Source organism: Pseudomonas sp. P65(2024) (assembly GCF_057480955.1).
The window spans coordinates 1-13,983 of the sequence record NZ_JBLIYX010000008.1 but is presented as its reverse complement, the minus strand read 5'-3'; the positions used below and the strand labels follow the sequence as shown (position 1 = coordinate 13,983).

Genomic DNA, 13,983 nt, shown 5'->3' with positions numbered 1-13,983 from the left:
GATAGTCCGGTTTGCCCGAGCACGATATACACGACTAGTTGCGCCGGTCCAACAGGTTGGCCACCACCCGGTCAAGCCAGCCCCACAGGCGTTGCTGGATCCGCCGCCACAATGGCCGCGCGTGCCAGCGCGCCAGGTCAACCTCCAGGCTCTGGGCGAAATCGCGCTCGAAGCTGACGGCCACCGCGGCGGTCAACGGAGGGTCGATGGCCTCGACGTTGGCTTCGAGGTTAAAGCGCAGGTTCCAGTGATCGAAGTTGCACGACCCCACGCTGACCCAGTCATCCACCAGCACCATCTTCAGGTGCAGGAAGCACGGCTGGTACTCGAAGATGCGCACCCCTGCGCGCAGCAGCCGCGGGTAATAGCGGTGGCCAGCGTACCGCACCGCAGGGTGGTCGGTGCGCGGCCCGGTCAGCAGCAGGCGTACATCGATGCCCTTCTGCGCGGCACGGCGCAGTGAGCGGCGCACGCTGAAGGTCGGCAGAAAATAGGGCGTGGCCAGCCAGATACGACGCTGGCCGCTGTTCAAAGCGCGGACCAGCGCATGCAGGATGTCCTTGTGCTGGCGGGCGTCGGCATAGGCCACCCGGCCCAGGCCCTGGCCCTTGGCCGGCACCTGGGGCAGGCGCGGCAGGCCGAAGCCCTCGGGTGGGCGCCACGCCGTGCGGCGCTGGTTAGCGTGCCACTGGCGATCAAACAACAGTTGCCAATCAGTGACGATCGGTCCCTGCATGCGCACCATCACCTCGTGCCATTCGCTGGCCTCCTCGCCCGGCGTCCAGAATTCATCGGTGACCCCGGTACCGCCGACCACCGCCAGCCGCTCATCCACCAGCAGCAGCTTGCGGTGATCGCGATAGAGGTTGCGCAGGCCCCGGCGCCAGCGCAGGCGGTTGTACCAGCGCAGGTAGACTCCCGCCGCCAGCAGGCGCTCGCGCAGCACCGTGGGGAAGGCCAGCGAGCCGTAGTCATCGAACAGGCAGCGCACCCGCACGCCGCGTCGCGCCGCTTGCTCCAGGGCCTCGACCACCGCCTCGGCGCAGGCGCCGCCCTCGACCAGGTACAGCTCCAGGTCGACCTGGAATTCGGCGCGCACGATCGCCAGCAGCATGCGCGGAAAGAATTCGGGGCCGTCGATCAGCAGTTCGAACTGGTTGCCATCCCGCCAGGGGAAGACCGGCCCCGGCATGTCAGCGGGCGGTGAAGATCAGCACCGCGCTCACCGGCACCGAGGGGTTGATCGACTTGAGCCCGGCCAGCTTGCGCAGGTTTTCCAGGCCCGGCAGCAGGCCGAAGTCCGAGGCGCGCAGGATCAGCGGCTCGAGAGTCACCACCTGGAATCGTCGCTCATCCAGGCGCGTGGCCAGCAGCAGGGTGTTGTAACTACGGGTCTGCCCATGCAGGGTGACACTGACCGGCAGGCGCAGCTCCAGTTGCGCGCCACTGGCCAGATCGTTGATCGGACGCAGGTCGATCTGCGCCTGCACCGTGGCCTCGGGGAACTGCTCAAAGACGAACAGGTTGTCGCGCATGCGCTCATCGCGCAGTGGGATACCGCTGCTGATCGAGTCCATTTCGATGCTCACTTCGGCGGCGCCCTTGCGGTCGACCTTGCCGTGCAGCACCAGGAATCGGTTGACCTCGGCGATATTGCCGTTCTTGCCGGTGACGAAGGACAGGCGCGAGGACTCGCCGTCCAGGTGCCAGTTGGCGTGAGCGGGCAGGCACAGGGCGAGCAGGAGGGCGGGCAGCAGGCGAGACGGCTTGAACATGTGAAATCCTGTAAATCAAGGCCGTCAACCTTACCCGCACGGTTTCACGGCAGCAAGCGGCAGCCCTCACGCGCGCCCTGCCAGGCGGCCTGGTTGCGCCGCCCCATGCCTTCGGCGGTGACCAGACGCCGGGCGCCGTCCTCCTCCAGCAGGCTCAAGGGCAGGTACTGCTGCACATAGCCACGGCAGTAGGTCTCAGCAAAGCCCATGACGAAGCGGCACGAGCAATACTCCTTGGCCGAATAGGCCGAAAGAATGCCCGGGAAGTCCGCCAGCGCCTGGCGCTCATGCCAGGCCCAGGCCAACCCGGCCAGCAACACCACGAGCACGACCCGCTTCATGCGCCCTCCCCCGCCACGGCGGCCAGTACCCGCTTGAGCAGTTCGTTGTGGCTGAAGCTGGCGTCGCGGTCATCGGCGTAGCGCACGATCACCAGTTTGTGCGAAGGCAGCACATAGAGGGCTTGGCCCCAATGGCCGAGCGCGGCGAAGGTGTCCGCTGGCGCATCCGGCCACGGCGCCGGCTGCCCGGGCAGCGGCTGGTTGAGCCACCAATGGCCGCCGGGGTTGGCTTCGCCCGGCACCGGCTGGGCGGCGTTGAACAGGGTACGGTTGAACGCCACCCAATCGGTCGGCAGCAACCGGCCCTCGCGCCAGCATCCGTCGCGCTGCATCAGCAGGCCGATGCGCGCCAGGTCGCGGGCATTCAGATAAAGATAGGAAGAGCCAACATAGGTGCCCGCCCCATCCCGTTCCCAGACCGCGCTGTCGATCCCCAGCGGGATGAACAGGGACTGCCAGGGGTAGTCGGCATAGCCCGCGGGATCGAGCATGCCGCGCAGGCTGGCGGCGAGCAGGTTGCTGTCGCCGCTGGAATAGGCGAACTGCGTGCCGGGCACATTGGCAGCGGGCATTGCCGCCGCGTAGGCCGGCATATCAGCACGGCCACGGGTATAGAGCATGGCCACCACCGACGACTTCAGGGGCGCGTATTCGTAGTCCTCCTGCCAGGCCAGGCCGCTGGCCCAGTGCAGCAGGTCGGCCAGGCGCAGCCCAGGATGTCGCTGTAGGGCCGGGTAGTAACGGGCGGCCGGGTCATCAAGCCTGAAACGCCCCTCGCCGTAGGCCACGCCCATGACCGTGGCCAGCACGCTTTTGCTCACCGACCAGGTCAGGTGCGGCGTGTCGGCTTGGGTTGGTTCGGTATAGCGCTCATGCAGAATACGACCATCGCGGATGATCAACAGCGCGTCGGTGCGAATGCCGCCGCGTTCGGCATCACGCGGCGCGAAGGCGTAGGTGTCGACCGCCTGCCAGTCGATGACGGCGTTATCGACCGGCCATTGCGCCGAGGGCCAGTATTCGGCCCAGGCAGGGCCAGCGGTCATGGCCAGGGCAAGCAATAGTGACTTCATCGGGAGCAGCCCAGGTTCAAAGGCTCCCCAGCCTCTCAGGCTTTCATGACAATCCGGCGGCGCTCCAGGCCTTGGCAAGGCGCTTGTCACGGGCCACGCCGGCCAGCGCCAGCAGGCCCTGGTCGCGCTGCCACAATTGCGCCCAGTGCCCGGGCCCGGCGGCCAACGCCTGGTCGATCTCGCCCCGCAAGCCCTGGAACTGGGCAAACAGGCCACCCAGCAGCAAGTGGCAGGCCACGCTGTCAGGGCATTGCCGGCTGCCCTCGGCACAACCGGCCAGCAGCCCGATCAGCCGCAGGCGCAGGTCCTGCGGCCAGGCGCACTCCTGGGCCACGCCATACAGCCAGGCCACCAGCGCGGCGAGCACATAAAGGTCTTCAAGGGAGCGGAACGGTTTGACGTAGGCGTCCCAACCATCGCCGGCCAGCAACTCGCACGCGGCTTCCTTGAGCTGCAGGCGGCCATGGCCGACTTCAGGCATCAACGGCAGGGTCGGCAACGCTTCGAGGCTTACCCCTGGCTCGCCCGGATAGACCACCGCCAGCTGCAAGCGCGGCGCCTCGCCCACGCCCTCGTGGCGCGCCGCCACCAACAGCCATTCAGCATCCAGCCCGGCGGTGACGAAGTCCTTGCTGCCGCTCAGGCGCAAGCCATCGAGACGGGTGTGCATGTCCGCAGGGCGCACGCTGCGCCGCTCGGTGGCGCACAACGCCCCCAGGCTGGCGGGCGCGCTGGGCCAAAGCACGCGCAGCGCCGCCTGGTAACCGAGCAGGAAGGCCAGGCCCGGCGTGGCCATGGCGCGCCCGCCCAGCACCGCCAGCTCGAACGGCGCGACGGCGCCCAGGCGCTCGAGTACCGCCGCGTAGGTTTCGCCCAGGGTCGCCGCCAGCGGGTGGCGCAAGGGGTCATTGAGTCGTTGCAACCAGGCCATCGCAAGCTCCTTGTGGGGTGTCACGCAAGCATCACCAAAGATTCACAGGGGTGACACCGGGCGTACCTAGGCTGACTTTGCACAACAAAGCCGACCGGCCGCAACCCTTTGGCTGGCTTATGGAGACTCGCAATGACTCGGATCGCTCGCTCTGGCGACAACAGCACTGAACGCCGTCTGCAAGCCGAACGCCTGGTCGGCGCCGCGGCCCTGCAGGAAGCACAGGCCCTGCGCTTCAAGGTGTTCAGCGCCGAATTCAAGGCCAAGCTCAAGGGCGCCGAACACGGCCTGGACATGGACGACTACGACATCCACTGCCGCCACATCGGCGTGCGCGACCTGGCCACCGGCCAGCTCGTCGCCACCACCCGCCTGCTCGACCACCAGGCCGCCAGCAGCCTGGGTCGCTTCTACAGCGAAGAAGAATTCAGCCTGCACGGCCTGTTGCAGCTACAAGGCCCGATCCTCGAACTGGGCCGTACCTGCGTCGACCCGGCCTACCGCAACGGCGGCACCATCGCCGTGCTCTGGAGCGAATTGGCCGAAGTGCTCAACGAAGGCCGCTACAGCTACCTGATGGGTTGCGCCAGCATCCCCATGCAGGACGGTGGCGTGCAGGCCCACGCGATCATGCAGCGCCTGCGCGAACGCTACCTGTGCACCGAGCACCTGCGCGCCGAACCGAAGAACCCACTGCCCAGTCTGCCGCTGCCGAACAACGTCATCGCCGAAATGCCACCGCTGCTCAAGGCCTACATGCGCCTGGGCGCGAAGATCTGCGGCGAGCCTTGCTGGGACGAGGACTTCCAGGTCGCCGACGTGTTCATCCTGCTCAAGCGCGACGACCTCTGCCCGCGCTACGCCCGTCACTTCAAGGCGGCGGTCTGATGCCGCGTCTGCGGGCCACTGCCCGCCTGTTGCGGCTGTTCCTGGTACTGGCACTGGGGCTGGCAATGGCCAGCATCATTGCCCTGGGCGAACGCCTGGGCCTGAAAGCCTCGATCGAACGTCGCCAGCGCTGGACACGCCTGTTCATGGGCCGCCTGGTCGCCGCCCTGCCCTTCGACGTCAAGGTCAAGGGTGAACTGCCGCAACGGCCGATGCTGTGGATCTGCAACCATGTGTCGTGGACCGACATCCCGCTGCTCGGCATGCTTACGCCGCTGTCGTTCCTGTCCAAGGCCGAGGTGCGGCACTGGCCGGTGGCCGGCTGGCTGGCCGAGAAGGCCGGGACCCTGTTCATCCGCCGTGGCGGTGGCGATGCCCAGCGCCTGCGCCAACAGATCAGCGAACAGTTGGGCGAGCAACGTCCCCTGCTGATCTTTCCGGAAGGCACCACCACTGACGGTCGCACCCTGCGCACCTTCCATGGACGTCTGCTGGCCGGGGCCATCGACCGTGGCACGCCGTTACAGCCGGTGGCGATCCAGTATCTTCGCGCGGGCCAACCCGATCCGATTGCGCCGTTCATAGGCGATGACGACCTGGTGTCCCATCTGCTGCGGCTGTTCGGGCAAGACCGGGGCGAGGTGGTGATTCACCTGCTAGCGCCGATCGGCAGTGAAGGCCAGGAGCGCGCGGCGCTGGCGTTCCAGGCACAGCAGGCAGTGCATCTTGCGTTGTTCGGCATAGAGGATGTCGAGCCGCGACGCCAGGCCAAGGCAGCCTGAATAGCTGACGTCAGTTGGAGGGGCGTCTTCGCGCTGCCGCAAACGCCTGCAGTTGCGGATAGAACTCGCGAAAATCCGCCAGCAGCGGCTCGTACAGCCGCTCCAGCTCTCCCATCATCCCGTCCATCCCCTCGGGCCGCGACAAGCGCCGGGCAATACCGCCAAACACCTGTTCCAGGGTGGCGAAGTCGCCATACGCCCCCAACCAGTCATCCGCTGCCATGAACGGCGCGATCCGCGCCAGCCGGCCCGGCAGCTGCGGCTCAGCCAGCAGTACTTTGTAGAAGTCGCCGGTGAACTGCGCCAGCGGCTGCTCCGCGTAGTCCCCCCAGCTCCTGGCCAGGCAATGATCGAAAAACACATCCAGCACGATTCCGGCGAAGCGTCGCCGCTCACGCCGGAAACGCGCCAGCGCCGCCAGCACCAGCGGATGGCTGTCGGTGTAGCTGTCGATATGCCGGTGCAGCCGGATCGAAGCCTCCAGCGCTGGCGGAAAACGCCCCTCCAGCGCGCCCTTGACGAAATCGCCATACAGGCTGCCGAGCAGTTGTTGCGGCGCCGGGCCGCCGAGATGAAGGTGCGCGAGGTAGTTCATGGCGCCAGTCTAGCACCGCCCCACAGCCAATCGTCATGAACCGATATAGCCAATGACGCTTGCCTCAGAACCCTTTCATATTTGTATATCGCGATGCAACGATTTATATTTCGCCCCATCGCGATATACCGCTACACACCACGAGCCAACCATGCCCCTCGATCTCGACGAAATCATAAAAGCACTGGCCCACCCGGTCCGGCGAGACATCCTCAACTGGCTGAAAGACCCGGCCGCGCAGTTCCCCGACCAGCACCACAGCACCGAACACGGTGTGTGTGCCGGGCAAATCGACCAACGCTGCGGTCTGTCGCAGTCGACCGTCTCCGCCCACCTGGCCACCCTGCAACGCGCCGGCCTGATCAGCAGCCAGAAGATCGGCCAGTGGCATTTCTTCAAACGCAACGAGGCGACCATCAAGGCGTTCCTCGAGCAAATGAGCCAAGCGCTCTGATCCAAGCGAGGCTTTGCACATGACTACGCTGTTCGACCCGATCACCCTGGGCGACCTGGAACTGCCCAACCGCATCATCATGGCCCCGCTGACCCGCTGCCGCGCCGACGAAGGCCGCGTGCCCAATGCGCTGATGGCCGAGTACTACGTGCAGCGCGCCAGCGCCGGCCTGATCCTCAGCGAAGCGACCTCGGTCACGCCGATGGGCGTTGGCTACCCGGATACACCGGGGATCTGGAACGACCAGCAGGTACGCGGCTGGCACAACGTGACCAAGGCCATCCACGCCGCCGGCGGGCGCATCTTCCTGCAGCTGTGGCATGTCGGGCGCATCTCCCACCCGTCGTACCTGAACGGCGAGCTGCCGGTGGCCCCCAGCGCGATCCAGCCCAAGGGCCATGTCAGTCTGGTGCGCCCACAGAGCGACTACCCGACGCCACGAGCCCTGGAAACCGAGGAGATCGCCGATATCGTCGAGGCCTACCGCAGCGGCGCCGAAAACGCCAAGGCCGCCGGTTTCGACGGCGTGGAGATCCACGGCGCCAACGGCTACCTGCTCGACCAGTTCCTGCAGAGCAGCACCAACCAGCGCACGGACCGCTATGGCGGTTCGCTGGAAAACCGCGCGCGGTTGCTGCTGGAAGTCGCCGACGCCGCCATTGAGGTGTGGGGTCCGGGCCGCGTCGGCGTGCACTTGGCGCCACGGGCGGATGCCCACGACATGGGCGACGCCGACCGTGCCGAGACCTTCACCTACGTGGCACGAGAGCTGGGCAAGCGTGGCATCGCCTTCATTTGCTCGCGAGAGAAGGAAGCCGACGACAGCATCGGCCCGCAGATCAAGGCGGCGTTTGGCGGCCCCTACATTGTCAACGAACGCTTCGACAAGGCCAGCGCCAACGCGGCCCTGGCCAACGGCAAGGCCGATGCGGTGGCCTTCGGCATCCCGTTCATCGCCAACCCCGACCTGCCCGCGCGCCTGGCCGCCGATGCGCCGCTCAATGCGCCGCGTCCTGAGACCTTCTACGCCGGGGGGCCGGTGGGGTATATCGATTATCCGCGGATGTAGTCTGTTGCAGGACCTGCAGGAGCGGGTTTGCCAAGCGGTCAGAAGTTGTAGCGCAAGCCCAGGTTGACCCCATACGGCTGTTCGATGTGCTTGCCGTTGCTGTACTGGAACTCGCCGTGCAGCTGCAGCACCTCGGACACCTGTGCGGCCAACCCCACGGCAAACTCGCCCCGCGTGCCGGACAGGTCGTTGGTGAAGTGGTTGTCGTTGACCTTCACCTTGTTGCTCTTGATGAACTCGTGAGCCGCCGCGACTTTCAGGTACGGCTGCAGGACACTGCCGTTGTCCAGCGCCAGGCTGCGCCCGACCTGGGCACCAACCTTGCCGAGCACCGAGTTGGCACCATCGCTTTGGGCGCGCATGCCGTTGTCCAACGTGTAGCTGTCATCATCGACCCACAACGTGGACAACTGGGTGAACGGCTCGACATACCAACCATCGTCCAGCTTGAAGTGCCGCCCGACCTCCACCGAGGCCCCGAGGCCGTCATTGTGATATTCACCCTTGGTCTTGCGACCATCGCTCATTACCACGTCGTTGCTGTTACGAAAGCGGTTGTACTTGAGCATCGCGTCGACGTAGTAACCGCTGTCGGCCATCCAGGTGCTGTAGGCACCGACGTAGTAGCTCTTGACCTTGCCGGATGAACCGAGGCTGAAGTCCAGGTCGGACTCGCTGTAACCGCCCATGACCCCGAGCAACCAGCGCCCGTCGTGGCCCGGCACCGCGCCGTCGGCGCCGAAGCTCACGCCGTTCTGATCCTGCTGGTAGGCCACGGCGTTGCCGGCCGAGAGGTTGTAGCGGTTGCCGTAGCTGCGCATCCAGATGCCCTGGCCATGCCCCAGGCGCAATTCACCCATGCGGCTGCGCAACGAGGACAGTTCGCCATACCAGACGGTGGGCGCGGCGCTGAACAGCCCCAGCACCGCACGGGCGCCCGGCGTCACGATCGGGCTGCCGCTGTCGTCGAACTTCTGCACCAGGTACCAGTTGTCCTCACCCTCGCCTTTTTCAAGGGTGTAGGTGTAGGTACCGAAATCGATATCGTGCAGCAGGCCGAAGGTCGCGTCGCCGCCACCGGTTTCGACGATACGGTGCGGCGCCTGCCCTTCGACCGGATCGGCACCGGTACTGGCGATGCTCAACTGGTGGCTGCCCTCGGCGGCCCCGGTAACCTTCAGCAGATCGCCGGTACCACTGGCCAGGTCGATGTCCATCACGAAGATGCCCGAGCCCTTGAGGTTGTCCACCGTCAGGGTCTTGAAGCCCGCCGTTGTGTCCCGGTCGGTGAAATCGACCGTGCCATTGTCGAGTGTCAGTTCGCCAACCTCGCCATCCTTGGTCAGGATCCAGCGGCCACCGCTGTTCAGCTCCAGGCTCTGCACATTGACCAGGTTTCCCCGCAGCGAGGCATTGTTCTGCAGCAGCAGGTTCGCGGTACTGCCGGCTGCCACCACCACATCGCCGCTCAGCTGGCTGTTGTCCGCGGTGAAGTCGGCGGTCATGCCACCGATGACCTCGAGGATCGTGCCATTGCCCCCGATAAGCTGGCTGCCATTGGCCACCAGAATGTGTGCGGTGCCGGTGGAGCTACCGGAACCGGCCCTGACGATGATGGCACTTTGAGTGTCGCCCCTGACCGTCGATCCATCCAGGATCACCCGGGAGCCGCCACCACCGTTGGCTGCCGACTCCTGACGCACATCCAGACCATTGGTCTTGCCACTGACGAGACTGCCACCCGTGGCTTGCAGACTGGAACCGACGACAAAGGCGCCGACACGCTCCAGCCCGGTGAGCGTGCTGCCTTCCAGAACAAGGCTGCTGCCTCGCACAAGGGAGGCACCAATGCCACCTGCAATCGTGCTGCCCTGGGCCCGGATGCTGGAGGCCAGGGTAGCAGAAACGCCAAACGAGGATGCCGTCGGGCCACCCGTCACGGTTGCGCCATTGAGTAGCGCCTGGGTGCCATCGCGCAAGCTGATGCCGGCTTGCGCGCCGGCGGCGGCTACCTGTCCACCGTTGACAGTGACAGTCGACCCACTAGAGACCGTTACACCCTCTGTGCTGCCAGTGGCGGTGATCTCCAGGGTCGAGCCATTTCTCAGCTCATAGGTATCCGCGACCGGGCCAGTGACCGTTTCACTCTGGTTGTCGAGCACTTTGGCCTCGGCCAAGTCCGCGCCTGACATGGCAGTTATCAGACCCACCGCGACACTCAAGGGTATGCTGGAACTTCTCATAGCGATCTCCCACTAAAACATCGTCAACCGAACGGCCAGTCGTCGTAGCACCTCGGCACTGTTGAAACGGCGAACAGTCTCGACAGAAATCCAAAAATCTTCTGTAGGATTTTTCCGCCAGGGCACGAGAAAACACTGACACCTGCCTCGCCATGGCGCATGGAATGTGGGATTGACACGGGGCGAACCGTTAACGCGGCGTGAAGACATGAAGAGGCGAAAACTGCCGTTTTTCCCCCACCTTCGGAACAACGGAATAGTTGGCGTACACCGTCTTCTTTACATCTGCGGCAACCCAGTTCGGGTCGATTGGCACAAGCCAATAGCTGGCGTCCTGATACACCGCCTCCGTTGCATGCCTGGACGGTTCCCCTTCAACCTGCCAGTGAATGTCGATCTGATCGCCGCTCTTGACCTCTTGATAGCGCACGATGAACTTCGGCTCCTGGCCGGCAAAGGACATGTATCTGGGAGCCTGCATCTCCAGCAGCTGTTCCTGAATGTTCAGCTCCAGCACAACCGAGGTTTCCTCCTTTTCATCACGCAGGATCTTGTAGCTGATCGGCACCGTATGCCCAATCCCGTTCATCACCACGCCAGCGGGTACCTCAAACACCAGATCGGCCGGCCCGACGACGTCTCTCCAGGGGGACTGGTAGTCACGGTCCGGCACTTCCAGCACTAACGCGACCTGGTCTCCGGCCATCCCGGCATATTGGCGCACGGTGACCTTCACATGGCTGGCCCCGACGAAGTCGCGGTTGAAGTCCAACTGGTCCTTGTTATCACCGAATGCCTTTTCCACTTCTGGGCGCGGGAATGCGACACGCCCTACCCGCAGATCGCAATTCGCGGAATCGGAGAGGGCGCCGCCCACTGCAGTCAGCGTGTAGAACACGGTGACCCGTCCCCCAACCAGAACCTCGACCTCGTCCTTCCCGACCCTTTGCTCAAGCTCACCCACCTTTTGAACATTGAGCGGCCAGGAAAGATCATGAGGATCGCCAGCAGCGGACACGCCATTCCACTCCAGCAGGATCTGATCGCCCTTGGCCATATGGGGGTAAGCCTTGATCCGTATCGTCGCGCCCTGCGGCGGAACATTCTCGGGATCGAGCGCACCGTCCGCGGCCTCATCCACCTCAGGAGCGTCAAGTTCGAGGGAGCCGATGATGGAGATCATCCGTGGATCGGAACCGATCCCACTTTCATCAATGCGGTAGACAAGGCGTGCATCCCCCTGCAACACCGCGGCCGCATGGGCGTTCTCCAGAAGGATTTCAACGCCACCCGCCTTCAACTGGCCATGCTTGATCACAGGCGCCAGAAGGCTGCCATTGGCGGTCATGCCCACCCAGACCAACGTTACCGCCTGCCCGACTACCCAACGGTCGTCGGGGTCCAGAACGATGCGGACGTCGGCATCTCCCAGCAGGTTGAAATCAAGGTTGCCCGAGTCGTCGGCATCCAGCACGCGCGGTGCAGACAGGGGTTGTACGACCTGGAGTACCAGGCTGTCATGAGCCAGGGAGAGGGCGGACTCGTTACCTGCCCGGTCCTGTATCTGATAGGTGAAAGCGATTGGAATCCCGCCAACCAATGTCTGCAACTTGGCCTGGGGCAATGCGATGGGCGTAGGCTCGCTCTCGCTGTCCACGATGAACGGCCCCGCGCTGACTCGTTCAATGCCATCGGTCATACTGACCGTGATCGTGTCACCCAGCGCCTGATGCAAGAAACCGCTGATCGTGACCCAGAGCACGCCCTCCTCGAAATCGGACTCAAGGATTACACCCCTGTCCTCCAATGCCTTGGGGAACACCATCTTTCCCAGTGCCCCCTCATCACCTCCGGGGGCCAGCCTGTCAATACGAACAAACCGGCTAGGACCATGCTCCCAGACCGTGCTCAGAGAAGGGCGAACAGCGTAGCCCAAGCTGAACCGCCGTTCTTTCCCCTCCCCTACTGAACGCCAAAAGGACGCGGGCAGCGTGAGTTCGAACTTATGATCGCGATCCTCCGCCTCAGACTGCTCGACATAGTGATAAGCGCCCTCTTCGGCCTCGAGAATCTCGTCGTCCCAGGTCAACGCGATTTGGTAATCAACCGCAATCTCGGGCCACCACGGGACGATCACCTGCAGATCGTCACTTAACCTGTCACCCGGTAACAGTTCAGGGAGCTCATCGTAACCGTCATCCAATAGCGCACAGACTTCGAGTGCTTTGAATTCAAGCGTCCCCTTTACCCCTTCATTAAAGGTACTCATGCGTCATCCCCTGAAAGTCAAGGTGCCCACAGGCAACCATGGAAGATGAAGAAACAGTGCCCTGGCCAATCGCCAGGGCACTTTCACTTCAAGGCAGCGGGCACGTCGGCTGACTGGGTTCCCTTACCGAGACCGGCACACGTTTGTGACCGGCTTTCACCGGCCCATGGACATTCGTCGCCGTGTACTCGACGGTGGCCGAGCCGGTGCAGATTACGAACGCCCATCGACGCTCGATCTGGTAGGTGAGTTCGCCCTTGTCTATGTGATGCTGTTCGATTCTGATGAGCGGGAGGTTTTCTTCAGCATCCGGGATAGGGTTTCCGGGAGTAGGCCGCTGACTGTCGTCTGCACCGAGATGGATCACAATGGTGTCGCCCACCGCCACGTTGCCATAAAGCTCGATTTTCACCGGTAAAGCTCGTTGCGCCTTCTCGATATCGATTGCGCCAAACCGATTGAGGTCAGTGAATTCAAGCTCCTTGAGCGCAGTGCCCCCTCCCGGCAGGTCTTCCCCGCGCAGTAGGTCCACAGGCTTGGATGGAGAAAGCGCAGTGTTTTCCTCGCCACTCGCACCGAACACGCGGGTGACGGTATAGGCCATCTGCACTGTGCCACTGGGCTCGCTGGCCAGCACGGTCGGGGGAACTGGACGATTGATGTTGACCTTGGCAGCTGCCTCGGCAGCGCTCACGGGAGCAAGCGCGTGGGAGGGCTGTGTGCCCCAGACCAGGTGGAGTTTATCGTCCTCCTCCAACAGTTCAGTGCCGTCCACGGCGAGCCAGGGGATGGTCACTTGCGCACCTGCGGCGACATCCTCGGGCGTCAGCTCATCCACTTGCCCGGAGGCATCGCCGACAATGGTGGCCAATTCCAGATTGCCATGCCCTGGCAACTCCGGATCGGGATCGGGCCCACCCGGCAGCCGCAGGTCGACATTGACGCTCGCCGGGGGCGTCGCGTCGCCGATCTTGAAGGCGCCGCGCCACAATTCATAACTCACGGCCACTGCCCCTGTCTTCGGCCCTGCGCTGGTAAGCGGATACAGCAGGACCAGTTTCATCAATGGCTCTGGCGGCGGCGGCACCACGGTGACTTCATGTTCGTCCGAACGTTGGGCTCCCCAAAGCACGACGACCCTATCGCCGATACGAGCCCCGGTGACCCCGGGAACCACCAGGTTGATGCCTGCACGGGCATCTTTGTCGAGAATCAGCGGGTCGCCCGACTGGTCAAATCCTGGCACTTCAGGCGTAGGGAGAACGACGGGGATATCCTGCAACAGCAACTGCAGGGTGTCATGAGGCACGGAAACGATCGATAGATTCCCTGCCCGATCCTGCGACGTGTAGGTGAATGTGATCGGGGTATTGTCCTTGAGCTTCTGCACCTCGGCCAGCGGCAGTGCCACTGGCGTGGCGTCACTGCTGCTGGTGACGGTGAAGGGGCCGACCGTCACTGGGGGAGGGTGTCAGAAATTTTGTGTTCGGGCATAACATGAGTAAGAGGTGCATGTATGCCAACCAAAAAGAAACCCTTGCGTGACCTGCCCAAAATCCCCAA

The 13,983-nt window shown here is 64.0% G+C and carries 13 protein-coding genes; 4 read left to right on the top strand and 9 right to left on the bottom strand.

All coding sequences use genetic code 11. The annotated features are described in order from the left end of the window. Positions 1-34: 34 nt before the first annotated feature. From AC25MA_RS13070 to AC25MA_RS13050, 5 genes are read right to left on the bottom strand one after another with little or no spacing between them, the layout of a single operon-like run. Positions 35-1,192 carry a phospholipase D-like domain-containing protein gene (locus tag AC25MA_RS13070; protein WP_069016096.1) on the bottom strand — a complete coding sequence of 386 codons (1,158 nt, stop codon included), beginning with the start codon at positions 1,190-1,192 and terminating at the stop codon, positions 35-37. Position 1,193: 1 nt separating this feature from the next. After that, positions 1,194-1,775, bottom strand: a complete 582-nt coding sequence (locus tag AC25MA_RS13065; protein WP_028689708.1) for a YceI family protein — start codon at positions 1,773-1,775, stop codon at positions 1,194-1,196. Positions 1,776-1,819: 44 nt separating this feature from the next. After that, a complete protein-coding gene (locus tag AC25MA_RS13060) occupies positions 1,820-2,116 on the bottom strand; it encodes an amidase (RefSeq protein WP_028689709.1) in 297 nt (98 codons plus the stop codon). Then, entirely contained in the window at positions 2,113-3,189 is a 1,077-nt protein-coding gene (locus AC25MA_RS13055) for a serine hydrolase domain-containing protein (protein WP_213883356.1), read from the bottom strand. The genes AC25MA_RS13060 and AC25MA_RS13055 overlap by 4 nt, the downstream gene beginning before the upstream one ends. A gap of 43 nt (positions 3,190-3,232) precedes the next feature. Beyond that, the gene (locus AC25MA_RS13050; RefSeq protein WP_062364090.1) at positions 3,233-4,120 is read right to left on the bottom strand and encodes an acyl-CoA dehydrogenase middle domain-containing protein; all 888 of its coding nucleotides are present in this window, start codon (positions 4,118-4,120) and stop codon (positions 3,233-3,235) included. A 132-nt stretch (positions 4,121-4,252) separates the two neighbouring features. Between AC25MA_RS13050 and olsB the strand changes: the two genes are divergently transcribed. Both olsB and AC25MA_RS13040 read left to right on the top strand, forming a co-directional pair. Next, entirely contained in the window at positions 4,253-5,008 is a 756-nt protein-coding gene (gene olsB / locus AC25MA_RS13045; protein WP_028689712.1) for an L-ornithine N(alpha)-acyltransferase, read from the top strand. Further along, positions 5,008-5,790: a lysophospholipid acyltransferase family protein gene (locus AC25MA_RS13040; protein ID WP_069016098.1), complete on the top strand. Its 783-nt coding sequence runs from the start codon at positions 5,008-5,010 to the stop codon at positions 5,788-5,790. Before olsB ends, AC25MA_RS13040 begins: the two co-directional genes overlap by 1 nt. Positions 5,791-5,800: 10 nt before the next feature. Here AC25MA_RS13040 and AC25MA_RS13035 read toward each other — a convergent pair whose 3' ends face one another. Then, positions 5,801-6,385, bottom strand: a complete 585-nt coding sequence (locus AC25MA_RS13035; protein WP_028689714.1) for an acyl carrier protein phosphodiesterase — start codon at positions 6,383-6,385, stop codon at positions 5,801-5,803. Between the two features lie 151 nt (positions 6,386-6,536). Between AC25MA_RS13035 and AC25MA_RS13030 the strand changes: the two genes are divergently transcribed. Continuing rightward, a complete protein-coding gene (locus AC25MA_RS13030; RefSeq protein ID WP_028689715.1) occupies positions 6,537-6,839 on the top strand; it encodes an ArsR/SmtB family transcription factor in 303 nt (100 codons plus the stop codon). Between the two features lie 19 nt (positions 6,840-6,858). Further along, the gene (locus AC25MA_RS13025) at positions 6,859-7,908 is read left to right on the top strand and encodes an alkene reductase (protein ID WP_062364086.1); all 1,050 of its coding nucleotides are present in this window, start codon (positions 6,859-6,861) and stop codon (positions 7,906-7,908) included. A gap of 38 nt (positions 7,909-7,946) precedes the next feature. Here the strand turns inward: AC25MA_RS13025 and AC25MA_RS13020 are convergent, their stop codons facing one another. The 3 genes from AC25MA_RS13020 to AC25MA_RS13010 all read right to left on the bottom strand — a co-directional run bounded on the left by AC25MA_RS13020 (position 7,947) and on the right by AC25MA_RS13010 (position 13,831). Further along, the gene (locus tag AC25MA_RS13020) at positions 7,947-10,085 is read right to left on the bottom strand and encodes an autotransporter outer membrane beta-barrel domain-containing protein (RefSeq protein ID WP_486972087.1); all 2,139 of its coding nucleotides are present in this window, start codon (positions 10,083-10,085) and stop codon (positions 7,947-7,949) included. 256 nt (positions 10,086-10,341) lie between these two features. Then, entirely contained in the window at positions 10,342-12,420 is a 2,079-nt protein-coding gene (locus AC25MA_RS13015) for a hypothetical protein (protein WP_486972086.1), read from the bottom strand. A gap of 88 nt (positions 12,421-12,508) precedes the next feature. Beyond that, on the bottom strand, positions 12,509-13,831 hold the full coding sequence (locus AC25MA_RS13010; protein WP_486972085.1) for a hypothetical protein: 1,323 nt from the start codon (positions 13,829-13,831) through the stop codon (positions 12,509-12,511). Between the last annotated feature and the right edge of the window lie 152 nt (positions 13,832-13,983).